This window comes from Alloscardovia macacae, from assembly GCF_002259705.1.
In the GTDB taxonomy this organism is placed as follows: domain Bacteria; phylum Actinomycetota; class Actinomycetes; order Actinomycetales; family Bifidobacteriaceae; genus Alloscardovia; species Alloscardovia macacae.
Map to the genome: position 1 here is coordinate 154,635 of NZ_MWWT01000005.1, position 26,128 is coordinate 180,762.

Annotated in this window: 11 protein-coding genes; 10 read left to right on the plus strand and 1 reads right to left on the minus strand. The window is 53.2% G+C overall.

Translation table 11 applies throughout. The features are described from left to right. The first annotated feature begins 264 nt into the window (after window positions 1–264). Together ALMA_RS03500 and ALMA_RS03505 are read left to right on the plus strand one after the other, a co-directional pair. Window positions 265–3,480 (plus strand): mucin-binding protein, encoded by a 3,216-nt coding sequence (locus ALMA_RS03500; protein WP_158520646.1) that lies wholly within the window; start codon window positions 265–267, stop codon window positions 3,478–3,480. Window positions 3,481–3,837: 357 nt separating this feature from the next. Continuing rightward, entirely contained in the window at window positions 3,838–8,130 is a 4,293-nt protein-coding gene (locus ALMA_RS03505) for a mucin-binding protein (protein ID WP_158520647.1), read from the plus strand. A 182-nt stretch (window positions 8,131–8,312) separates the two neighbouring features. Here the strand turns inward: ALMA_RS03505 and fucO are convergent, their stop codons facing one another. Beyond that, window positions 8,313–9,470, minus strand: a complete 1,158-nt coding sequence (gene fucO / locus ALMA_RS03510) for a lactaldehyde reductase (RefSeq protein ID WP_094726385.1) — start codon at window positions 9,468–9,470, stop codon at window positions 8,313–8,315. 105 nt (window positions 9,471–9,575) lie between these two features. Here fucO and ALMA_RS03515 point away from each other — a divergent pair, with 105 nt between their 5' ends. From ALMA_RS03515 to dapB, 8 genes are all read left to right on the plus strand, one after another. Further along, window positions 9,576–10,016 carry a holo-ACP synthase gene (locus ALMA_RS03515; RefSeq protein WP_244568849.1) on the plus strand — a complete coding sequence of 147 codons (441 nt, stop codon included), beginning with the start codon at window positions 9,576–9,578 and terminating at the stop codon, window positions 10,014–10,016. Window positions 10,017–10,298: 282 nt separating this feature from the next. Then, a complete protein-coding gene (locus ALMA_RS03520; RefSeq protein WP_094726636.1) occupies window positions 10,299–14,333 on the plus strand; it encodes a PD-(D/E)XK nuclease family protein in 4,035 nt (1,344 codons plus the stop codon). Between the two features lies 1 nt (window position 14,334). Then, on the plus strand, window positions 14,335–18,408 hold the full coding sequence (locus tag ALMA_RS03525) for a UvrD-helicase domain-containing protein (protein ID WP_158520648.1): 4,074 nt from the start codon (window positions 14,335–14,337) through the stop codon (window positions 18,406–18,408). A gap of 626 nt (window positions 18,409–19,034) precedes the next feature. Continuing rightward, window positions 19,035–20,540 carry an alpha/beta hydrolase gene (locus ALMA_RS03530; protein ID WP_158520649.1) on the plus strand — a complete coding sequence of 502 codons (1,506 nt, stop codon included), beginning with the start codon at window positions 19,035–19,037 and terminating at the stop codon, window positions 20,538–20,540. Further along, window positions 20,540–23,167, plus strand: coding sequence for a bifunctional lysylphosphatidylglycerol flippase/synthetase MprF (locus ALMA_RS03535; RefSeq protein WP_094726388.1), 2,628 nt, complete (start codon window positions 20,540–20,542; stop codon window positions 23,165–23,167). Before ALMA_RS03530 ends, ALMA_RS03535 begins: the two co-directional genes overlap by 1 nt. Before the next feature lie 185 nt (window positions 23,168–23,352). Continuing rightward, complete coding sequence (locus ALMA_RS03540; RefSeq protein WP_094726389.1) at window positions 23,353–24,009, plus strand: GNAT family N-acetyltransferase; 657 nt, start codon at window positions 23,353–23,355, stop codon at window positions 24,007–24,009. 150 nt (window positions 24,010–24,159) lie between these two features. After that, on the plus strand, window positions 24,160–25,338 hold the full coding sequence (locus ALMA_RS03545; RefSeq protein WP_158520650.1) for an MFS transporter: 1,179 nt from the start codon (window positions 24,160–24,162) through the stop codon (window positions 25,336–25,338). A 4-nt stretch (window positions 25,339–25,342) separates the two neighbouring features. Further along, window positions 25,343–26,083, plus strand: coding sequence for a 4-hydroxy-tetrahydrodipicolinate reductase (gene dapB, locus ALMA_RS03550; RefSeq protein WP_094726391.1), 741 nt, complete (start codon window positions 25,343–25,345; stop codon window positions 26,081–26,083). Window positions 26,084–26,128: the final 45 nt, after the last annotated feature.

Below are 26,128 nucleotides of genomic sequence, written 5' to 3' on the forward strand. Positions count from 1 at the left end.
GTTTCTGTCAAAATTACACAGTCGAATTCTACTGTAGCTTCTGGTTCCACTAATAAGTATGCGATTACATATACGAACGATGGTGAAGAGTCGTATACGTCAGTACCAGTGCAAGCGTATTTCTTAGTGGATGGTTCAACGGATGCACTTGGTGGAAGTATGCGTATTACTCGTACTTGTACCACTACAGGTGCAGCAAAATGCGGAGTATATGAGAGCACATATGGTGCAAATTTTGGTGTGTTAGATGGTAATGGGTTATATATGCCACACTGGGATTCTTACTTTGATCCTGGAGCGGGACGTGAAGATAGAATAGTAATCAGTCAGGGCATATCCCTTGCTCCTCATTCTTCTGTAACGTTTAATGTAACAAGCAGAATTGCTATTGATTGTGGGTATCCGCATGATGCTGTGAAAGTAAAGCTTATAGCGCCATTTGATGATGAAATAGGTCCGGGACTGGGAGATGATAACGGGTATGAGAATGGAACTATCGAAGAACAGTTATCACGGGTGATTCATGGTGAAGTAACGACCACCATAGATAAGAGTTCCTCCTGCATTCCGAATCAAGATGTGGATGTATCAGCAAAAAGAAGTACTCCGAATATGCACATCCCGTCTGGAGAATCTGGGAACACTCACGAATATGAAGTGACTTTCACAAATAAAAGCGATAGAGACTATACTGACTTACCTGTTTCTGATCAGCTTTATGTTTCATCGACTACCTACAGAAATGACTCGCATTACCGCATAACATGTAAAAACAGTACAGGTACTGCTAAATGCCCTGAGTGGGTAGATAATACGGATAGGCCTATTCCAGCAGAAAATTTGAATGCAGATCTTCAGGAGCATAAGGGAATTAGTCTTTTTGGAAAGAAAAGCAACTATTCTGTAAATCTTCCTGCTCATAGTAGCATCGTACTTTCGGTGGCTATCACTATGAATTATCCGTGTGGAGTTCAGTGGGTAGGATACGAGGCTGCACTTGACTCGGCGTTCTATGACTGGCATACAGATACGTCTTTTGAACTGGGCGGTCCACGTAGCTTTGATTACCATAGGCAGCCGGGGCATGAATACGATAATAAAATGTTCGGGTACTTTGATGCGGACAGTTGTCCTGCTCCTAAAATAACAGTTAAGTCTACTGCTGCTACAGATTCTCTTCCTATTCTCGGACAACCTATGGTATATACTGTCGAATACGAAAATGCTACAGACTCTCCTGCAGATATAGAAAGTGGGCAGAAGTTTGTATCTTCAGATATCTTAGATTCGTATTCTGCCGAGATTTCGTGTACGAGCGTGAATGGGGCACACTGCCCATTCGCTGAAAAGACCGTTTCGGGGAATAACATTTATAACGCATATCTGAGGAAATCGGATGTTTACGATTATCATTACCAAGGTATGATTCTAGACTGGAATGATGGTAATAAGCTCGCTATGCCAGCACATTCTAAGCTTGTTTTCACGATAAAGCGTACTATCTCAGCGCCATGTCGCGCAGATGGACAGGTGGATACATATACGAGTAATGTCGTGTGGAATAAATGGTATGAGTCATATAACACACCGGGAGAAAAAAAGACTACGTTTATCTGTAATTCTCCATCCATTTCTGCTTCTGCCTCGACTCGTTCTCCGAAGCGTGGTGAAGATGTGACACTGTCGTCGACGGTGCGTAATTCGGCTGGTTTTGTGCGTAATGCGCCGTTGTCGTTGACAGTTCCGACTGCTGGGTTGAGTGTGAAGGATCCTGCTGTGAAGCCGCAGTGTGTTGCACATAGTGGTGCGCAGTGTCCGTCTGACTGGCAGTGGGATGCTGATAAGGGAACGATGACGGGTAGTGTTCCGTTCTTACCTATTGGTGGAAGCCTGGATGTGTCGCTGGTCGCGGTGGCGGATAAGGATCTTCCGAAAGCCTCGTATGATTTGACTGCGAGTATTAGTGCATTGGGTGATGTGGATACGACGGATAATACGGCTCATGTTCCTGTGGAGTATGGGTGGACTGCTGGTGATGTGTCTGCTCGCTTTGTGCAGGTGAAGGCGGATAATACTCAGTCTGATATTGTCGATCCGGTGAAGCTGGATACTCATGTGGGTGACTCGTATGAGGCTAAGCCTTTGGATGAGGGGAAGGTTCCTGAGGGCTATAGGTTGGCATTTATGCCAGATAATGCGAAAGGAACTGTGCCCTCTGATTCTGTGAGTGTGGTGTTCTATTATATTCCGAAGGATTCGACTGAGCAGTCGCCTCTAGAGTTCGAGACGCGCTATGAGCCGGATGCGAGCCTCGCATATGGTGTGCAGAAGGTGAAGACTGAGGGCCAGCAGGGTCAGTCTGAGAAAGTGACCTCGTATGCGTTTGACCGACAGTCTGGAAAGCTCGTGTCGACGAGTGCGCAGCGTACGGTTTCTCGTCCGGTGACTCGTGTCGTGGGTGTGGGGAACCGCGAGATGAAGCGGGTGATGCGTATCGTGCATTTCCGTGATCGGGCGACGAATGATAGTGTAGCGCCTGATCAGAAGGATTCGGTGGAGTTGACGCATTCTGCTCGAGTGAATGCTCAGTCGGGTGCGCTTGAGGGGGATTCGTGGTCGACGGGTGTGTGGCCTGTGGTGCGTGTTCCGTCGAGTGAGCGGTATGTGCGTTCGATTGCGGATGTGCCTGGCTTGTCTGATTCTTCGGCGACGGAGGATACTGAGTTTACGGTCTGGTTTGATCATGCTGTGGTCAGTGTCGAGCAGAAGCAGTCTCATACGCGTCGTGTCCATTTCGTGGATAAGCTCACGGGTAAGAAGCTGAGGGATGATGCTCTTCAGACTGTGGAGCTGACTCGCGTGAATGAGAAGGATCTCGCTACGAGCGAGGTGAGTGAGGGCGCCTGGTCTGAGGGTGTGTTCGCGAAGCTTACTGTAGATCCGATTGTGAATTATACGGCGAGCGTGGCAGAGGTTCCAGAAATCAAGGCTACTGAGGATCTCGAGGTGACGGTGGAGTTTGATCATGTGCATGAGAGTGTGGCAGAGTCGAAGACTCTCACCCGTCGTATCCACTTCCGCGATAAGCTTTCGGGCAAGAAGCTGAAGGATGACGTGGTGCAGACCGCGGAATTGAGTCGTGTGAATGAGAAGGATCTGGCCACGAGCGAAGTGTCGGAGGGTGTTTGGTCTGAAGGCATGTTCGCGAAGCTATCGGTGGAGACACTCGATGGATACACGGCATCTCTCGAGAGTGTGCCAGAGGCGAAGGCGATAAAAGATACAGAGGTGACAGTCGAGTATACGCCTGTAGCTGAGCCTGTAACTCAGGTCCCGACCGTGAAGACGGACACTCCTCAGAAGAAGCCAGTACTAGCGAAGACAGGCGTGAACGTCGCGACTGGTTTCGTCATGATTCTCCTTCTGGCCGCGACAGGAGTCACGCTCCAAATGAAGATGAGAGAACATACGAAGGAATAAGAAAAATTGACATAGGCAAGAGGGGAAGCGCCTTACGCGTGCTTCCCCTCTCGTCGTATATATCGAGTGTGAGCTTGCACACAGTACGCCGAAACGTGCTGCATGTGACCGCGGGGGGGGGGGTAATATAGGCTGTGTCCACGAAGGCGGAAGATAGTGGACACTACTCGAGAGAGTGCACTTTTAGAGAAAAGTGCAGAGGGCGTCGCGCGTTTCTGCTTTTTTCTTTCTGGTGTTCCCAATTTTCTCGGGTATTACATAACTCATATTCGTATAACAGAACCTCGCCCGGGTAGAAGTATGCCTGTGGTGGGGCTTAGCGAAGCATATGCTTTTTTTGAGAAGGAGTGGGAGCAAATGAGTGCTCTAAGAAGAGGCACTTCCGCCAGTGGCGTACGCGGGATAGTCGTGGCGCTCGTGGCTGTAGTGGCTATGGTAATGACCTGTGTGTCAGGTATTCTTCCGGTCGCGCGTGCAGAAGGTCAGACTGTGGACCTGACGGCTACTCTGGAAGGCCTGCAGTCGAGCGCGCCTGCAGGAAGCGACTTCGAAGCGCGAGTCATCCTGCGTAATATTTCGTCTGCGCCTGCGCAGAATGCAGCTTTCTCTCTGCAGTTTAAAGACCGGTTTAGCGCTGTGCACATCGAGCAGGTCAGTGCCGAGGGTGGTGCTGAAGGTCCTGCGACGATACAGCTTACGGCAGAGGACGATCATCTCAATGGTCTTTCGTCTGTATATAACAAGGCTGCTCGTGCGACTGTAAACCTTCCGGCGAATTCTACTCTCGTGTATAAGGTAACGGGCCGCTATCCGTTCATGCCGTCAGGGTCAGTAGATGTTAGCATACAGCCACAGGCCGGAGATACAGACTCGGAGCCATCGAGTAATACTGCACAGCAGCAAGTAAGTTTAGACACGAAGTCAGATGTCAGCATCGACGTCCATCAGGATAAAGAGCAGACTCAGTCGGGTGAAATCCGTCGCTATACAGTAACCTATACGAATCGTGGTCCTGCCACTATCGTCGATGCTGAGGCTACGGCTGGCTTAGAGTTCGGCGTTTCTCGCAGCCGCGATAGTAATGTAAGCGTAAAGGTCCTGCGAAAGAACTTCTCCTGTACTCCTACGGGTAAGGCTCAGTGTGTGTCAGAGTCTGAACTAAACGGTCTGGCTCATAATATGGAAAACAGAGTTAAGCTATATGATAGTAATGTCTCCATTCCTTCAGGTGACTCTCTGACTTACGAGTTCAGCTACGAGATGCAGACTACCGCATCGGAGAAAGAAGCTGAACAGCTTTCTGTGCCAGTGACATTTAAAGCTGGATTATTAACAAGTACTCTTATGGAGAAAAAGGTAGAGGGTGCCATCGTAGGGGCCTCGACGATTCTGTCTGATAAAGCCACGGTGACCTTACATATGGATCCCGTGAAAACCCCTGTAAATAGCGGAGATAAGGTTCGCTATACTTTTTCTCTGACGAATGACGAGGGTGTGGATCTCCCTAATTTACGTTTTCCGATAAGTGTAGATGGTCCTTCTAATGTGACTTTTGCTCCTGGAGCGCAGTACTCACTTTCCTGCGTGGGAGAGGGCGGAGCAGTCTGTCCAGAGACTGCAGATGGAAAGACCCGCAGTATGTCGGACTGGAGAGGATTACCAGGAGGTATCTTCGACTTTGTTTCTCCGGATTCGTCTATGAACTTACCGGTGCATGGTAAGCTTGCCTTTACTATCGAATTCGATGCTGACTTTGGCTCCTGCATTCCAGCAAAATTTACAGGCTTTGGTTTCTATTATCAGGAGTTATCACAGAAGGGTGTAGCCCTCACAGTAAAAGAGGAAGTACCAGAGTATAAAGACCGGAATGTCGATGTACTGGGTACTCGATGCACAGTCGCTAATACTGATATCCGTGTCGTAAAGTCTACCGATTCTCAGCCAGTCTACTCGGGTAAAGAGCATACCTATGTCGTGCGCTATGAGAATCATGGAGATACTGCTGTCAACGGGATAAAGATAGCTAAATACTTGAGTCTCGTCGCGAAATATAGTGCTGATTACGTCACTACGTGTACCACTGAAGGTAATGCAGTATGCCCTAGTGGTTATCCGTTAAAAAATGGTACAGGGTACTGGGAGCATAAGTACTACGAGATGGTATATCCGACACGGTCTGGTACTGAGCAAAGCATAGATATAGCTGCCCATTCAGCTCTGGTCTTTACGACTAAAGCAGTGGTAACTGTAGACTGCCCCGCTAATGGATCATACCCCATGAAGTTAATCACGTTTACCCAAATGCCGGATAACACGAGAAATGCCACGGAGTACAGGGGTAATGACGATATCTCATCGACGATTTCCTGTAACGATGTCTCCTCGCAGACTAATCTTCTGCGTGATGGTCGTAGCGTATCTCAGACGGATCCAGACACGAACCTGACGGTGGTTTCCCGCATATCAAATAGTGTGGGAACGGCTGAAAATGTGGCTGTGCAGGTGCAGACTCCAGCTCGCACTTTCGTCGCAAGTGCAGATGCTCAGCCATCATGCCGTGTCGTCTCGGGCGACGCTGTGTGCCCTACGGACCTGAAGTGGGATGCAGCTAAGAAGCTGATTACAGGTACAGTGCCACGCCTGGCGGCTGCTGGTGCGCTGGAAGTGTCGCTGGTGGGTAAGTCTGGTGTAGTTCCGACGACGGTGGACTCTGGAGCATTTACCACGAGTACCGTGTCCGAAGGAGACACGACCGGAACGAACTCCTCTCAGGCGACCATAAGCTATGCGAATGAGAAGGTACCTGTGACGCTGACTCAGCGTATCGAAGGACTGTCTGCTCAGGGTGCTCCAGCTGATGTGGAGTTCACTGGTGTGCTCTCGTGCGCGACTCAGGATGATGTACCTGTCACGCTTCGCGTGAAGAAAGGACAGAGTGAGGCAAGCAAGACTGTGAACGTGTGGAAGCATAGCGACTGTACTCTGACGATGCAGGCTCCAGTGTCTGCTCCGCAAGGCTATGCGTGGGAGTCTACCGATCCTGCGCCTGCACAGATTTCTGATGTGGAAGATGGTGCATCTCTGATGGTGTCTCGTCGTGTGCGTGCTCTGGTGGTTCCTGCTGATATCACTGTGCGTTATGTGACGGTCGATGCGCAGGATGCTCGCCGTACGGTTCAGAGCCAGAAGCTGGAGAAGAATGTGGGTGACTCGTATGAGACATCTGCGCTCGATGTGGATGGTTTTAAGCTTGCTGTCACTCCGGATAATGCGAAGGGGACTATCTCGTCTGCTGACCCGGTGGTCGTGGAATACGTGTATGTTCCTGTGGATGTGAAGTCGACGAAGCCTGTAGCGTTTGGTACTCGCTATGTCGCTGACCCATCTGTCGACTATGCGAAGCAGGTGGAGCGTACAGCTGGTGTGAACGGGGAAGACACGATAACGACTTCGTATTCGCTGAATGCTCAGGGTCGCATCGAAGCGAAGGATTCGACGTCGCGTAGTAAGGATCCTGTAGAGCGCGTGGTAGCAGTGGGTAACGTGGAGAAGAAAACGATCAAGCGTGTGATTCACTACGTAGACGCAGAAAACACGAGCAAGCAGATACATGAGGATACGACGCAGTCTGTGAACTGGCAGCGCACCGACACGGTCAACGCTACGACGGGTGTTCTGTCTGAAGGCGCATGGTCGACGGTAACTGATGCTGATCGTAGTTTCCCAGCTGTGGATGCTCCAGAAGTGAAGAACTATACGAATCCGAGTGTGAAGCGCGTGTCAGCTGTGCGTGTTCTGGATACAAATCCAGCAGATGCAGACGCTGTGACCATTCAGTATGATCACGTGAAGACTCCAGTAGACGAGACTCGTGATGTGACCCGTACTATCAGGTATGTGGATGCGGTAACGGGTAAGTCTATCGATGAGAAGCAGAATGTGTCTCAGAAGGTGACGCTGAAGCGTACGAATGTGCGCGATGAAGTGACCGGCCAGGTGACTCCAGGCAAGTGGTCGACGGAGCCGCTCGCTGCTGTCGAGTCTCCAGTCTTTGCGAAGTATGCTGCTGCGAGTGTGAAGGAGGTAGCTGCCCTCCACGTGAACGGGGACACTGCGAGCGATAATCCTGTGACTGTCTCCTACCCTCAGGGCACGGGTACGGTGAAGGAGTCGAAGACGGTGACGCGTGAGGTGACCTTCATCGCGAAGGAGACGGGCGACCAGCTTGGTAATCCTGTGGAGCAGAGGGTAGAGCTGACTCGTGAGAATACGGTGAATCTCGTCACGGGTGAGGTCGTGACTTCTGGTACCTGGTCGACGGGTGATCTGCCAGCTGTAGCGGCTCTGACTATCTCGGGGTATACGCCGCTTTCTCAGGGGGCTGCCGAGCTTACGGTGACGGGTGATGAGGCGAGTGCTCTGAGGGTTGCTGTGGAGTATGAAAAGACGCCAGACCAGCCACAGGCACAGATTCGGACGCAGCCGAAGGATGAGCCGAAGTCATGGGCTGAGACTCGCCCGGCTGGCACGCAGAAGACCCGCGTCTCCACTCTGGCTCGCACGGGTACGGACATCCAATTCATCTCTCTCATGGTCCTGCTGGCTACAGCCGCAGGCATAGCGCTCACCGTTCGAAAGAGCCGCGCGTAAGGCAGAGGAAAAATTGACAAAAAGTGAGAGGGGAAGCTCGCGTGTGCGCTTCCCCTCTCGCACTCAAAACAGAAAAGTCCATTCTCTAGCCGTCTCTTCGTGAGACGGCACGCGCACCGGCGGGTGACTGTTCGAGAATGGACTTTTCTATATCGTAGTATAGCAGTATCTGAAAACGTACTTTACATCAGCGCCGTATACATCCCCAGAATATCCGCCTCAGTAGCAGGACGAGGATTTCCCGGCGTGCACACATCTGCGAAAGCGTCGCGCGCGAGAAGCTCGAGGTCAGCCTCAGTAGCGCCCACTTCCGAGATGGTCGTAGGATTTCCGAGGGTGGCGGTCAGGTCACGCACAGCCTGCACAGCCTCGTCGCGCACCACGTCGAGCGCCCCCGTGTATGCGTCCTCCACGCCGAACGCATGAGCGATGTCGCGGTACTTTTCGCCCGTGTACTCCTTGTTATACTCCATCACAGGTGCGAGCAGAATGCCATTCGCCACGCCGTGAGGCACATCGAGGCGGCCGCCGAGAGGGTGAGCCATGCCGTGTACGAGTCCCAGACCCACGTTCGAGTATGCCATGCCGGTAATGTATGAAGCGTAGGCCATGTTCTCGCCAGCTGGCACGTCACCTTCGGCAGACTTCGCGAGATTCTGCGCTATCATCTCTATGGCTTTGAGGCTCAGAGCGTCCGAAAGCTCCCAGCCACCAGGTGTGATGAAGCCTTCGATGGCATGTGTGAGAGCGTCCAGGCCGGTAGCCACCTTCAGTGCGCGTGGCATGCCGTCCATAAGGTCTGGATCTACGAAAGCTACTACAGGAATATCGTGCGGGTCCACAGCCACGAACTTGCGCTGGTTCGCTGTGTCCGTGATGACATAGTTAATCGTGGTCTCCGAAGCGGTGCCTGCCGTAGTCGGCACGCCGAAGATAGGCACGGATGGATTCTTTGTATCCGCTACGCCTTCGAGGCTGAGCACGTCGCCAAACTCAGGATTCGTCACGATGATGCCGATTCCCTTACACGTATCCTGTGGCGAGCCGCCACCCAGGCCGATGAGGAAGTCCGCTCCCGACTCCTTAAACTTCTCCACGCCGTCGAGCACGTTCTCCACAGGCGGGTTTGGCTTCACATTCGTAAAGACCTCATACGGAAGTTCTTCCTCGTCGAGAATCTTCGTGATGCGCTCCACTGTGCCTACTGCCGGGTCTGCGAGAGTAGGGTCTGTGACGATGAACGCCTTCGTGAAGCCGTGCGCCTTCGCCACTGCTGGAATGTTCTGGACAGCTCCACGTCCGAAGTACGATTCCTGGTTAAATATCATGCGGTAGACCATTATGCCTCCTTTGGTATCAGGTATATGCACTGTCTATCATAGCGCGATGTGTCGTCTGATGACTGATGTGTCGCGTAGTTTTTGCGGTTACGCTAGAGTATTCGTATGGATATACAGAATATTCCGTACATAGCGGGTATGGGGCATGACGTCGTGGATATTCCTCTTTTTGCTCAGCAGCTGGCGGTCACGGGTACACGCTTTGAGGCGCTTTTTTCTGCACGAGAAAAGGCGCAGTGCCGTGCGCGCGAGTCCGGCGAGTATGCGGAGCATCTGGCTGTGCGCTGGGCGGGGAAGGAAGCGTTTGTGAAGGCCTGGTCGCACGCTCTGGGCTCTGCTGGGGCTCCGTATACTATGGATAATTTTCCCTGGTCGCACATAGAAATCCTCAGTGATCATAGTCACCGACCATCGCTCGTGCTCGGGCGCGAGGTTGAGGGGAAATTGACAGAATGTATAAAAAATCCGCGCATCCACGTCTCGCTCAGTCATGACGGACGTATGGCCAGCGCGGTCGTCATACTGGAGGACGTATGCGCGCGCTGATTATCGTGGACGTGCAGCCCACGTTGCGGGGACAGCGAATGCGAAGCTGCATCCGGATATCGAGGCGAGCTGGCACGTGAGGAGATGCGACACGCCGGCGTGGTGGTGTCTCGGAAAAAATAAAGAAAAATCTTTGTAGCGCTACAACCCTTGGAATTACAAGGAAAAACCGATTTTATATACACTAAATATATACTATAGCATAAGCGTAGGACAAAAGCAAGTTGCTAGGATGGTGTGTGTCGCGACGAGAAAAATCGTCGCAGGAAAAAGGAGGATACGATGCACAAGACATCGGTAAACTCAGTCCGGGAACAGGTTCTCGAAGCGCTTGAAAATGAGGAAGCAAGCTTTCTCATCACCGGCGCACCACGCAGCGGGAAAACCACTCTCGCACTCACACTGGCTGTGGAAGGGGCGCGGAAGTTTGGTTCCGAGTGCGTGACACTCGCAGTGTCGAATAGGGTGGTAGCGGATGAGGCGAACCGCACCATTCTGCGTGAGCTGCGTGTGTCCGGTCAGCGGCGTTTAGCTACCACACTCAGTGCTGTGGCTTTTCGCATTCTCCAGGAACGCCAGCTGCTGCTGGGAAAGACTGCACCGCGCCTTCTGAATGGTGCCGAGCAGACAGCAGTCCTGCATTCCATCTTCGACCGGCATACGCATCACGCACGTACGGGTGAACTGTGTGAAACGTGCATGCTCTTACGGGAATACTTTGTGGGGACTCGGTCGGGGGAAGATTCTACGACGCTCTCCCTCTTCGAAAACTACATCACGCCTGTGTTCCTTCTCCAGCTGCGTGATATGTTCGCGCGCATGAATGAACTGGGAGCCTCACACACTCTCGAAAAGGATATTCTCGCTGCGGTGCAGACGGGGGAAGTGGATCCTCAGCGCCGGCATCACAGTGAGCATCTGGCTCTTCAGCTGCGCATGGCATATGCTCTGCGAGCAGAGTATGTTTCTGAGATAGGGAAGCTGTATCCAGATGAAGCGCGCTTTGATGCTTCGCGACTCCTGCGCGAGGCAGCACTGAGCGTGCGAGATGATGAGGGAATAACGCGGAGCATTCCGAAACTGCTCATCGTGGATGATGCTCAGGAGCTCACCCTAGCAGGGGCATTCCTCATAGGTGAGCTGCAGAAGGCTGGAACTCGACTCGTTCTCTTAGGTAATCCGGATGAATCGGTACTCGGCTTCCGTGGAGCTTTCGGGGACTTCGTATGGGATAAAGCATCACGCGGTACTGAAGTGACGTCGAAGGAGGGATTCCTTCCGGAGCATTTCGCTCATCTGCATGCTACCAGACTCGACCTCGAAAGTGGGTATGGTAATCCTGCAGATCTGAATTATCGTGAAACTATAGCAGCTCGTGTGGCTCTTAACATTCCTGCACAGTATCCTACGGACATCCCACTGCCGAAGCGTGCGCAGAAGTTCCCTGATGAGAATGCTTCTCTCGTGCGTACTTCACATGCTCTGGATGGGTCTGCAGACGGTCATCTCTTCCACTCGAAGCGGGAGGAGACGGAGTACTTACTGCGGCAAATTATGGCTGAGCGGGGTGAAAAGAACCGTAGCTGGAATGATATGGCCATCATTGTCCACGATAATGTGACTGCACGCAGTCTCGGCGCGCGCCTACAGCAGGAAGGTATACCAGTTCAGTTCTCCGACGTATCTACACCGTTGAGTGAAGATCCTGTCGTTCAGGGTCTCTTTGCTCCCATAGAGCTCGGGCGGATGAGCGTTCAGGATGAGGGGCTTGAGGCTAGCATACGCCGCATTTCACTTCTTATTCACGAGTTTGCTGCGAGTCCATTCGGGCGTAGTTATGCGAAAGCAGGCCCTCATCATCAGATGAATGACCGCCATATCGATGCACTCCTGCATGCCGTGGAAAACGTCGTCCATGCATACCAGAGCAAGCAGGCTGTAGCACAAAATCCGGAAGCTTTCGAAAAACTTGCTGAAGAGTGGGACACGATATGTCATGAGTGGGGAGCTGACCGTGGCATGGATTCAGGTGCACTCAAAGCTTTGCTTATCGTGGGTAGTAAGGAAGCGAGGCAGGAGGTTCTGAGCCTTCTTCACGCCATGGATACTCAGCAGTCGCCGGACATGCAGATGCTCGAGAGGATGCTGAGGATGGTGGACGCTGCTCGTACGAGTGCTGCTAATGAAGCGGACGCTATCATGACGCTCTGGAATGTGTGGCAGGCAGCAGATGTGGCACAGACGTGGCAGAGCAAAGCTCTGGACTTCAGTGATTTCGCAGCGCGCCTGACGTATAATGCGTGGCTGGATAGCGCCATGCGTCTTTTCGACTATGCAGATCAGAAGACGAATGTTCTGGATGTCGCCGCGTTTATGAGGCATGTGCAGGGACTCGAGATAGCTGCGGATTCGCTTGCTGAGCTCGCTCCAGTCCAGGAAGCGCTGACCATTACGACTCCAGCATCCACTGCAGGACGTGCATGGGCAGAAGTCTGGATGCCTGGACTTCAGCAGGGGACATGGCCGAACCTCGCTGTGCGAAACACCATGTTCGGTGCTGATGACCTCGCAGATCTCATGCTGACAGGTAGCAGTGCGAAAGGGCCGCGTGACCATATGCTCGATGTACTTCATGCAGAAAAGCGCAGCTTCCTTGTGGCTATGACGAGAGCGAGTGAACGCGTCCACTGTAGTGCTGTCTGGGATGATGAAAACGCGCCATCGGACTTCCTCTTTACTTTTATGCCAGAAGTCTTCGAACGGGTGAGTAGTCTGTCTGATGCTGAGTTTACGGATGTACCTGTAGTTCATCTGCATGATGATGAGAATGCAGATGAGGCTGAGGGACTCTCGAACGTGTCTGACGTCATTCGCCAGGCGCGAGTGACCCTGAGTGAAGAAGTAGCTCTCGGGGGAGAGGAACTCTCTGAGCGAGGGAGGGATGCGCTCGCAGCGCTCGTCTACCTGAGAGAGCAGGGATATACAGATGCGGATCCTCAGACGTGGAACTTTACTACAGAGCCTGACGAGAAGGAAAAAGCTCAGGATAATGCCCCTGTACGCTTATCCCCATCCGCAGTAGAAAGCATGTGGGGGTGCCCTATCTGCTTCCGACTCGACAAGAAGTTCTCTGGCCCTCAGGGGAATACTACTGCTACGTCCTTCGGAACGCTCATCCACGATGTCGCCGAGTGGGCGAGCTCTGAGGAGCGTCTGGACTCGCAGGATGTCTATGAGTCTGGTATGAAGGAGCTGGGGTCTGCTGGTGCTGTGGAAGCTCACGTGGCTCATCTCATGCTCGAGCAGTATGAGAAGCTTCGCACTGAACCATCTCTCGACGACGGAGTGGACACATATCTGAAAGAAGTGACGAATGATCGCCAAGCCAGCGAAATCTTCTCGAACATCGCACACTACTTTGTGCACTCGCATGAGGTGGATTTAGCGACTGATATAAAGAAACATCGAGAGTATTTACCTCTGACTGGAGTACAAACAGAGAAGGAATTTGATGCGATTATTACGCTCGAGGATATCCGTTATGCCTATAACTCGATACCAGATCGTTCCGCATTGAACCGTAAAGATTTTGTTACACTCATGGAACTTCTTGTAGGGGGTATGCCGTCCGGTTTCTCTTCTGATATTCAGGTCCAGTTGCACGGTTTTATAGACCGAGTTGAAGAGCATGGAAATGTCTTCTATCTTGTGGACTTTAAAACAGGGGAAAAAGGTCATGGGTTTGCGCAGCAATTCACGAATCTGCAGCTCGTGTGCTACCAACTGGGACTTGTCTTTGACAAGTCGCGTGGCGCGCATGATACGGAAGAAGAGCGTGCAGCACTTCTCGCTACGGCGCCAGATATACCTATGTCAGTGCTTTTCGATGTAAAGGAAGAAAATGTTCCTGCTTTCTCTTATAGCGAAGGGTTCATGAAGTATCAGCCATCACTTTTCGAAGATGGACACCTTGCGTTTTCATCAGCGACGCGCACTCAGTGCCCTCGTCATAGAGCAAAGCTCTGGAAGGGGGTGGCCTTTGAACAAGATGTGATAGCTGCACTCGTTGATACCGATCGTATAAGCAGACAAGCCTATGAGCGGATAGCCGATGAACTTTTAGCACAGGATACAGACCGAACCCTATGGGCGCTGAGTATGATAGCGCGCGTATTTTATGCAGCATCAGCACTGCGCTCGCCGACTATCACTGTGCACGAGGTTCATTCTGAGCATAATACTAAAAACTGTAAGTATAAGGACATCTGCACAGCATGCGCGAATGCAGAAAACTCGGTTATGGAGGAGTGGCTTTAATATGGCAGACCAGAAACTCATCCTTACACAGGAACAGTCGGACATCGTTCACGCTGGCCTCGACCAGACTATGCTCATCGTAGCAGGTGCAGGCTCAGGTAAGACGTTTACTATGACCCAGCGCATCATAGAACTCATCCGCGAGGGTATAGAACCGCAGAAGATACTAGGCCTTACTTTTACGAAGGCAGCAGCTACCGAGCTGCTTACACGTGTCAGTGCTGCAGTGAGTAAGGAACGTGCTACATCCGGGAATGGAGATGCTGAAGCGGGGGACACAGATGAGGCTGTGGATACTTCCTTCATGAAGCCAGAAGTCTATACCTATGATGCTTTCTTCCAGAGCATCGTGCGCCAGTATGGCTTGCTCGTGGGTGTGGACCCGAATGCTACTCCACTCAGCGAAGCCGGAGCGTACCAGCTCATGAGTGATGTTATTCATGAGGAGATAGAACGTGTAGGTCTGGCGAATGCGGCAGACGATGATGAAGAGAGTGAAAAGATACGACTCGAGGACATCGGCACCTTCTCTACTTTTGCGAGTAATGTACTGAACCTTGCTGAAGCTATAGGCTCCAGCGTTATCGACGGTACGTGTACCTCCATGGATGAGGCCATAGACCGTGTGGAGAGCTGGGATGCGAGCTTCATCGCGCATCTGGATTCCATCGTGAAGAAGGAATATCCAGAAGAGAGGGAATTGGCAGATTTTGGGAAAGAAGCAAAAGATCTGACTGCAGCAGCACGCAAAACGGTAAAAAGCTTCGAAAAATGGATGAATGATAAGGGGCGCGATTACCTTGCGCACTTCCTCATAGAGCTGCGCGAAAGCACGCGAATGCGCTCGGTCTACTTGCGTTTCGTGCGTCTATTCGTCGCGCAGAAACGCGAGCTGCGTATGGCCCAGTTCTCAGACTTCACCATAGCTACCATGCAGCTCGTCCAGCGCTTCCCGTGGATAGGAGAGCAGTACCGTGCGCGTTTCTCGCACGTCTTCCTCGACGAATACCAGGATTCCTCGAGCGTGCAGGCGAGCCTCATCGTGCAGCTTTTCGCGCCTAGCGGAGCGCTGCGAGAAGAGAACGTTTCACTGACGGCTGTGGGAGATCCCTACCAGGCACTTTATGCGTGGCGTGGAGCAGCTCCAGGAGCCTTCGCTACATTCCTCAAGGACGTACCTCTGGCGAAAGAGCTGTCGCTGAGCGCGTCTATGCGTAATTCGCGTCTCGTACTCGATACGGCTAATGAGCTGACAGCTCCACTTCGTCGTGGACACGTGGATAAATATGGAAGGCGAGGTTCTATAAAGCTCGGCGAGGTATCTGTAAAAAAACTCAGTGTTCATGAGACTGAGTCGCGTCCAGCAGCAGCCGGGTCCGTGGCCGCAGTGGCATACGCCACAGCGAAGCAGGAGCGCGACGGTGTGGTACGCTACGCTCAGGCGGCTGTGGCGAAGAGTAAAGCTGAAAATGCCGCGCGCGAAACTGCCGGAAAACCGAGAAAAGATGGTCCGTATGTGGCTGTACTGCTCAGGACGAAAATGCATATGGCTGAATATGCTGAAGCACTTCAAAAGGCGGGGCTGCGTGTACAGATGGATGGGGTGAGCTCACTGCTTGAGCGGCCGGATGCGAAAGACCTGCTGCATACGCTGCGCGCAGTGGCAGATCATAGCGACTCGGTATCCGTTCTGAACCTCCTCGCGAGTACACGCTTCGGTCTGAGTGCGGCAGACTTGCAAGCATTCTCGGATACTGTGACAGCATATAATAAGCGTGTGCAGAAGCGACTTCTCGACACCGTGGGGATGGAAGCGCCGAGCCGAGAGAGTGATGACGCCTGGAAGATCCAGCCAGTCATCAGCCTCGCAGACGTCCTGCTCATGGACGGCCCTGCACGAGAAAAAATCCTGACGAGTGGGCGTATATCAGCGGCTGGACTGGCTCAGATTATGCGCTGTGGGGATGCTCTCGCCCGTGTGAATGCAGCAGTCGTATCCGGTCTCGAATCTGTCCTGCGCACTGCTGGATGTGCACTCGGGCTTGATGTGGACGTGGCTGTGGCGTATGGCCTGACGAGAACTGTTCAGAGTGTTCGTCAGAGTGTTCGTCAGAGTGCTCAGCGGGAGAAAGCTGAGAAGAGTGGAGAAGTCTCTGCGGCTGCTTCTGCAGCTGCTGCCACCGTGCGTGACGCTCTCCCGGTTTCTAGCGTGGACTCCTTCATAGACCTCGCGCAGAGCTACACTACCGAGCTGGCCGAAGGTCAGAAGCCTACACTGGCTGGCTTCCTCTCCTGGGTGGATGGGGGGAAGACGTCTGGCGCAGATGGCGTCACAGATCCTACCATCATCGGCTCAGCGCATGCGGACGTTCTCCTGTGCACCATACACCATTCGAAGGGCCTGGAGTGGGATAGCGTCATCATTCCGGCCATGAATGGAGATACCTTCCCATCGGGCCGAAAGCCGAGCTTGAAAATCATAGACCCGGATCCGAAGGAGGGAGGTTATGAATCGGATGGTTCGTATGTAGCTACGGCTCGTACGTGGCTGACTGAGTCTACTGCGGTTCCGTATCCGGTGCATGCCCAGAGTGACGCTTTGTATGGGTTTGCTGCGGATAAGGACGAGTTCGAGCACTTCGTTCCGGATGCTCGTTCCCTCGAGCGCGTTATCGACGGGAATCTTCGGTGTGACGAAGATGAGCTTCCGAATGCTATGTGTCTTCGCGAAGAAAGCGCTCAGGTCATTCTCGAGGAAGAACGACGCCTCATTTACGTAGCTGTCACACGCGCTCGCCGAGATGTGTTCATGACGTCATCGTGTGCGCAGAACGACCCTCTGACGGATGCCTATGAGCCCGTTCGGTACACCCCTGCGGATGCTTCTCGACCTGCTGACTCTAAGTGCCAGAAAGTCGCACCATCTCAGGTATCCGCGTTCTGGAAGGAGGCGTATACCTATCTGAAGGGGCTTGAAGGTGCAGTATGTGTGGAAACGGAAAGTTTAGACGATTCACCTTTAGGCGTTTTCGCGGGCCAGGATGCTGCTGAGTATGCGGCAGCTACCGTGCAGGCTGCTTTCGACGCGTCCGAGACTGCAGTGCCGGCTGTGGCATCTGCTGAGTTCGCGCATCCTCGGTCAATTCATCCTCACCTTTCCACCCCTCTCCAGCAGACGGCTCGTTTGGTTTCTGATGAGACTCTGACGGATACGGGTGAAGCTGGCTCTTTGCGTGAGATCGCTGAGCGTGCGGCGGCTACTGCGGTGAGTCTCGGACTGGCACACAGTTCCTCTGCTCACGAGCAGAGAGAGAGTATTTTCGAGCGTGCTCGGCGCATCGAGTCTGAACGTCATACCTCCGTCACGCGCGTTCAGCGTGAACTCGTAGAGGGCAGAGATGATGACTACATTCGTTCACGCGCTATAGTGCGCCCAGTGCCGAATCTAGCTTTGTATGATTCGACACGCGGAGCAGGTGAGGGAAGTGCCGCAGACCGAGGTACTCAGTTCCATGCTTTTGCTGAGCGCTACCTGAAGGCTGAGAGCTTAGAAGCACGTGAAGTACTGCTTTCTGATGCCTTCGAGGATACGCAGATGGAAGAGTGGAGGCAGCGTTTTGTGTCTGCGCCATTTGATCCAGATGTGTGCGAAGGTGCGGAGATTCCATTCGCCTATGCGCCATCAGGGCTCGATGCCGATGAGCGCCCTGCTCGCACAGTAGTGGGCGTTATCGATGCAGTCTTCGCCGGAGCTTTAGTGCCAGATTCTCCGCTGGCCGCAGCAGCAGCGGCTCGAGGCCGGGAGATTCGCTACACCGTCATCGACTGGAAGACAGGTCACCGGCCTGTATCGGATGCAGAAGTAGATGCGAAGCTTCTTCAGGTGGATATGTATCGGGAGATTTATGCCACTTTGCGAGGCGTCTCTATAGACGAGGTCGATGCCGCACTCTACTACGTGAGCGAACCGGATCCTGAGAAGCGTACTATCAGCGCTCGTGTGAAGTCTCGTGACGAAATCGAGTCGCTGCTGCGCGCAGATGTAAGCACTGTGCTCACGATGAGGGAAGGATAGGCCTTCCAGGATGTGAGATTTGAGGGGCTGAGATAGATGGGCTGAAATGCATAAGTTCTCTTCCGCGGACACGGCGCTCTTCCGCACGCCCGGTTTTGCGGTATCCGTGTGAGGGCTCGCCTTGCGCAGGACCTCACAAGAAAAATGAGATCATGCAGTATGCCCGTCTTCTCCAGTCCCTGTCTACTATTTCACTGCGGCGGTTCCCTACAGGCTTGTAAGGAACCTTCGCTTCTCTCTATGCACTCGAGGTTTTGCATTTCGTCCCACGAGAGAAAATGGACGGCAGAAAGCATCCGCGAAAAACCGCGCCTTACTCTGCTGACCATATGCGCGTCACCTGTACGCAATGGGCTGAAATGCAAAAACGTATTTCAGCAGCTCAGCCGGGACTTTCACCCCCAGAACCCGCCCCGCCATCCGCTCCGCCCGTCGCGCTGGTCCCATCCGCCCCGCTTTATCCGGGAAGACCCTAAGATTTCCCTGAATATGGTCCTCAACGTACCGTTTCGTAATAAAACGCTCCTACCATGGGATGTGAACAAAGCGAAAGCGTCAGAAAGACAGAGAGGTGGAGCGAGGTGAACGCATCGCCGGTATATCAGATATATCAATGGCTGTCCGACATGAACACATGGTGGCTAAACACGCATATCGATGGTGGATGGGTCATGTGGGGGAGCATGGGAATCGTGGCCGTCCTCGTCCTTTCTCTTCTGCCCTTAAGGATGGGGGTATATCGACCGAGCGCGCGTGTTTCGCGAAGCGTCCCTCTACGAAGCGTCTCGCCCACAGCTTCGCGAAGTGTCTCGCCCTACCACGCCTTCCTCCGTCAGTTTTTCTGGACTATCGTCGCCGGTGCAGTAGGCTGGGCCATCGCGTGGCTTCTCTCGGACGTTATCGTAGCGTTCGGTGTGAGCCTCGGCCGTAAGATCACCCTGCGTGTCGCTCTCGGCAGTGCGCTCATCGGCTTTGCGCTCGTCTCGGTTCGTATTCACCGTTCGTGGCGCCGCGTGCTCGCCGTCCTGCTCGTGCCGGCCGCCATTCTCCTGAGTGCCTTGCAGATAAACGCCGTCTATGGCCAGTATCCCACTGTTCGGACTCTCCTCGGCGTCGAACATTTCGAGCGTGCGTCCAGTTTTCCTGTGGTCAATTCTTCCATCACGGACTACCTCTCCTCCTCGTCGTCCGTCCCATCGCGCGGGCGTATAAACAGTGTGGATATTCCTGCCACGACGTCGCATTTTCGCGCACGTACAGCTGTCGTCTACCTTCCACCGGCAGTTCTGGGGAAGAAAGTGCCAGATATGCCTGTTCTCCTCGTTCTGTCTGGACAGCCGGGGAATCCAGATACCTTCTTTACCGCCGGACAGATAGGTGCACTCGCAGACGCGTATGCGAAGACACACCATGGTCTCGCGCCCGTTATCGTCTCGCCAGATCAGCTTGGTGCTCGCTTCCATAACACTCTGTGCGCGAATACTCGCCCGTATGGGAATGCAGAAACGTACTTAACTCAGGACGTTATCCGCTGGATAGAAAGTACTCTTCCCGTGACGAAAGATCATACGAAGTGGGGGCTTGCGGGCTTCTCCCAAGGCGGGACATGCTCTGTTCAGCTGGGGCCTACATACCCACAGCTGTTCTCACACATCATCGACGTGTCTGGCGAGCTCTCGCCAAATGCTGGCTCAGAATCCACTATGATTCAGGATTATTTCGGCGGAGATAAAGCAGTATATGAGGCGCACATACCGCAGAATGCCTTCGCGAAGTATGCCAGTTCTTCCTTTGCATCTACAGAGATTCCGCAGCACACCATTATCCTCGCAGCAGGTGAGCTCGACCCTCTCGCACAGCGAAATGAGGTAGCTATCAGCCGTTTTGCCGCAAAAGCAGGATGGTCCGTATCTTCCGTCCTTGCTAAAAAGTCTGGCCACGACTGGCAGACGGTGCGAGCAGTAATGCGCTATGGGCTCGATATCTTCGGGTATGAGACAGGCTTGTCTTCGTCGGTGGAGGCTAAGCTAGGCGGGCAGATACTGAACAAACCGAAGCTTTCGGATTATCCAGACCTCCAGCCTCTTCCCGAAGCAGCACAGACTCAGAATCCCCAGAAAGAAGTGAGATAATGCATCATTCTCAGAAAACTTCTCGTGACCTCGGCCAGTCCGTTCGCGTTATCCTGCGAGACCTTCTGCGCTTTTTCGAACGTCGTCCCTGGACAGTAGGCTTCGCGGTGGCTTTTTTCCTCGTGAATACTCTGTGGCGCATTCTCTGGGATGGGGGTACCCTTGCTCGCTATGGCATAGTAAAAGTGGGAAGTAGGTTCCCGGGAAGCCTTTTCGAAGCGACGTATGTGAGTCTTGGTGGGTATGGCTGGGCGCGCAGTCTCGGCACGCTTATCATCGTGAATACTATGGCGGAGCTGATTTTCGGGACAGCAGCTATCCTTCTTCTCTTCGGAACAGCTGAGCGGCTCCTGGGCATAGCACAGAGTTTCGCAGCTGCTGTGGTGAGTACCGTTATCGGCATCTCGTCAGCTCTCGGAGTGTACTTTGCACTGTATTCGGGGACTCTGCGGTGGGCATCTCTTCAGAGTGCGACACTCCGGTATGGCATCGGCGTGGCGGTCATCGGCGTGTTTCTCGCTTCGACAGCGCGCATGTCCACTCTGTGGCAGAGGCACATAAGCATTATTACGTACGCAGCTATAGGCATGCTCATTCTTTACCGTGGCGAAGTAAAGGATTATGCTTTTCTTTTCAGTGCCTTCGTCGGCCAGATGTATGGTTTTATGATCTCCAGTGCAGACGTGTCTCGCCTCACTGTGAGGTATACATATATAGGCGCTGTGGAACGCCGTCGCATTATCGCTTCCGTATATATGATCTTCGCGTTCGGCCCTGTCATCTCCGTCCTGTCCCCTCTGCGCGTGGGTCCACTGTCCGTTCTAGGAACTCTCATGAGTTCTGACTATGTGAGTTTTCCCGGTCAGCGCTTGTGTACGAATGATGCTCTTCGTGCAGACTGTCTCGTCGCTCATCGAGCATTAGGGGCGGCTGGCGTGTCTGCTACCATTCTTAGCATCGCACTTCTGCTCGTTATGGTCACCATCGCGTGGGGCCTTTTCCATGGAAGACGTGCTGCAGCATGGGCATCTATCGTGATGAGCACTTTCCTCGCAGCCTTAACGGCCAGCTTCTATGTCTTCCTTCCACTGGAGAAGAGTTCCTACTATGATATCCCTCTGCGTGACCGTCTCCGTTTCGTCTTCTTCCATGGAGGCATGACGGAATTCACTCTTATCGTGCTCGCTATGGCTAGTCTCATCATCATGATTCTGGCGAATCTACCGTCCTTCCCGTACCGCATGAGCCGGTGGAATGCACTCGCTGGTGTAAGCGGCATAGTCCTTGCTGGAGGAGTTTTAGCGAGCGTGTGCGGATGGATTATTTTCTCGAAGCTCACGGACTTTTCTGGTGGCTCGTTCCACGTGTACCCTCTCGAAGCTGTCATGGGTGTGGCGACATATCTTGTTCCTATGGGCTTTTTACGTCAAACATGGAGCTTCAAAGATACGAAGCTGTACACGCCTACAGAGCTCGCTATCCTTAATACTGCTGGCCCAGTATTCTGGATCTTTGTCTGTGCCGTCCTCCTGTGGTGGTTCCGTTCTGCATACATGAATGGTCATAGTCAGAGCGAACGGTTAAATGCCATTATCACGCAGGGCGGAAACTCCCTCTCCTTCATGTCTACATGGGAGGGGAATCAGTACTGGTTTAGTGCGGATGGGCAGAATGCCATCGCGTACCGCGTTCTTTTTAATGTAGCCATAGCCTTGACCGGCGTATGTGGCCCCTCAGCGAATGCTGAAAAGGCTCTCGCGGGGTTTAGCACGTTCTGCCAGGAGCGCGGATGGACACCAGTCCTGTATAGCGTACACGATGATGAGCGCTCCATTCTCGAATCCTGGGGATGGAACAGTCTTGATGTGGGCACGGAGATGATCATTCGTCCGCGCGAATGGTCGCCGACGGGAAAGAAGTGGCAGGATATTCGCACAGCGCTGAATAAGGCAAAGCGTGAAGGATTGAGAGATATCCTTACCACGTATGAGCAGATGCCTGCTCCCGTGCGCGAACAGATTATGGATATTTCTGAAGAATGGTCCGAAGAAAAAGCTCTGCCGGAGATGAAGTTCACTCTGGGTGGGGTAGAGGAACTCATGGATCCTCGAGTGCAGATTCTCTATGCGATAGATGAGTTTGGCCGGGTTCAGGCTGTGACGAGCTGGCTTCCTACGTATCGCGATGGGGTCGTAGTGGGATGGACTCTAGACTTTATGCGTCACCGTAGTGACAGTATGAAAGGGGTGATGGAGTTTCTCATCGCGCGGATGGCAGAGCGTCTCCATGATGAGTGCGAAGATGATGAGAGTGAAAATAACGAGGGGAGTTCTATCGAGTTCCTCAGCCTCTCTGCAGCACCACTTTCGGGCGTAGAAATCCATGAAGGGCAGTCCGAACTTCTTTCTCACGTTCTCCAGTTCGTGGCGAAAATTCTCGAACCAGCCTATGGTTTTAGTTCGCTCTTCTTCTTTAAGAAGAAGTTCCAGCCTGAGGAACAGCACGTGTTTATCGTGTATCCGGACTCCTCGAAGTTAGCTCAAATCTCCCTGGCTATTAGCCATGCCTACTTGCCGCAGCTCGGAGCGAAGGACCTGCTGAACCTCATGAAGACTCTCAGAGGTTAGGAAAGAGATAGGCTCTGAGCTTTCGGCTGGAGCTCTGCCATCATACAGCCACTCACTCCATGGGCCGAAATGCAAAACCCCCGGCGCCGAGCCCACAGCCCATCTCCGGACTGGTGTCTTTTCTTTCACGCCATACTAACCGCCCCCTTTGCTAGACTGACAGGCATAAGAAAGATAGGTGACAGATGACCCACACTATACGCCTGCGCCCAGTGGTAGAGAGCGACCTCGCGCAGTTGAGCAGGATTATGTTTGACACATGGTATGCCTCTGATGCGCAGTATGCAGACCAGCAGACGTGCGAGCATCTTTACTCCATGGCACGCTTCGACACTGCGCATTACCTCGAGACGTCTACACATGCTCTCGTGGCTGAAGAAGTAGCTGAATCCGTCATCCTCGGCGTGTCTATGTGGCGAAATGATGCGGATATTCAGCGCTACGCTACAAGTCAGAAAGCCATAGCGCAGAAGGAACTTGACCGCGCCTATACGTTCGCCGCGCAGGATTCTCATTTCGCAGCTATGCTGGAGGATTTTCTCGCTGACGCTCAGCGCACCATAGACCTCGAGAAGCCAGCCGCGAAAGTCTCGCAGGCTGAGCTACGCCTCTTTATGATGGATGCGAAGGCGCGAGGAAAAGGTGTAGGAAAGCGTCTCCTGGCAGCAGCAGAAGGATCCATGCGCGAATCGGGAGCGAGTCAGTATTATCTCTACACAGACAGCACGTGCGACTATGGTTTTTACGATTACCGCGGCATGGAGCGTGTGGCTGAGCAGCATCGCGTTCCAGGCCCTGGCGGTAGCATAGTGGATAAGTACATTTACGTCGGTCAGTTGTAACACTGTACCGTAACTCCGTGGTACGCCGCGCCCACGTTAAAATCCACGGCTAGAACACGACAGAAAGTATGAGAAGTAGTGTTTAGGAAGATTTTCCAGGTTCCCGGAACAGTAGCATTTTCCGCGTCAGGAGCGATGACGCGCTCGACCATGTCTACTATAGGTCTGAGTATCGTGCTGTGTTTGAATAATCTGTATAACGAGTGGACGGCAGCGGGACTTATGAGCGCCACCTTCGTTATCTGTTCAGCTGCTGTGACGCCGTTCATCGCGAAGCTTTTCGATACGTACGGTCAGAAGCGCGTGGGGCTTATCATCGCCCCCATTCAGTTCGCGCTTCTCCTCGGTTTCGCGCTCGCCGCGTATCTGCGGGCGCCGCTCGCGCTGCTTTTCGCTCTCGTCGTGCCTATGGGCTTTACCATGTATTCGGTCGGCGCTCTCGTGCGTACGCGCTGGGCGTGGGCGTTACGTGATCAATCGGACGATTATCTGAATGCTGCGTACTCGTGGGAGGCTGCGGTCGATGAGTTGATTTTCATCATCGGACCTATCCTCGCTGCGACTATTTCTACGAGTTTTCCGCCGGTTTCGACCATTATTCCTTTTATTCTGTTCGGCGGCATTAACTTTGCTGGTGCGCTTATCTTCTATAATCTTCCGTCTGCGAATCCTCCGGCCGTGCTATCCATGAAGAGCGTTCAGGCGTCCGGTTCTGCTCGCGCGGAGTCCGAGCGTTTGAAAGGCCGGAACATCCTGCTGTATCCGGGCATGCTTCTTATGGTGCTGGCTATCATTTTGTTCAATTCTACCTTCTCCGCCTTCGACGTGACCATGACGGCAGTTATGAAGAGCTTAGGTTTGTATCATTTCACAGGATTCATGCTGGCTACCATAGCAGTTGGTTCGCTTATCGGCGCGCTCGTCTTCGGGTCACGTTCGCATAAGCATAATCCGTGGATGCGCATGATGATGTTCATGGCATTACTCTCTGCTGGAGTGGCAGGAGTAGCCATGAGCATCCCGCATATTCCTTTCGCAGCATTCTTCGGCGTGGTAGCGGGCCTGTTCGTCGCCCCGACGTACGCTACGGCAAATCTCATTATGCGCCAGACAGCTCCAGCGAAAAAGCTTACTGAAGGTCTCAGCTGGATTTCCACGGGTGGTGCGGTGGGAGCATCACTGGGGTCTGCAGTGTCGGGCATATTCCTCGATCAGTTCGGTAATACTGCCACGCTACACCTCCTGTGGGTGAATGCGCTTCTGGCGCTTCCGCTCTTCTTCCTTGGATATCTGCACGTTCGTATGTACCAGAAAAGTATAAAGGAGTAATACTATGATTCGAGTATCCGTCATCGGTGCGAAAGGCCGCATGGGGCAGCACGTCGTGGCCGCGGTCCGAAATGCAAAGTATATGGAGCTGGCTCTGACCATCGATGCAGGCGAGGATATTACTGCCATTACCCCGGAGAACACGGATGTGGCAGTGGAATTCTCTGTCCCGAGCGCCAGCCTCGAGAACGTCCGTGCTCTCGTGAAAAGCGGTGTCCATGTGGTCGTGGGGACTACGGGCTGGACTGAAGAGAAGATGGACATCGTGCGTGCGGATCTTAAAGAGCATCCGGGTCTCAGCGTCTTCATCGCTCCAAATTTCGCCATCTCGACTGTACTCGCCGAGTACTTCGCAGCGCAGGCTGCGAAGTACTTCGAGTCCGCAGAAATTGTAGAATTGCACCATCCGGATAAGGTGGATGCACCGAGCGGAACAGCGCTGCATACGGCGCACGCGCTCGCCGCAGCTCGCCAGGCAGCCGGTATGCCAAACATTCCGGATAATACGCAGACGGATGGCGGCTCGCGCGGACAGGTGGTGGACGGCATACATGTGCACGCGGTGCGCCTGCGCGGGCTGAATGCGCACGAGGAGATCCTCTTCGGAAACGCAGGCGAGCAGCTGGTCATCCGCGCGGACTCTTTCGACCGTACGTCGTTCATGCCGGGCGTGTTACTCGCAGTTCGTAAGGCGGGAACGCGCGCGGGGCTGAGTGTGGGACTCGACCAGTACCTCGATTTGTAAAGAACGTCACCCCCAGAAGGTACTTTTTAAAGTATGACTACCGAG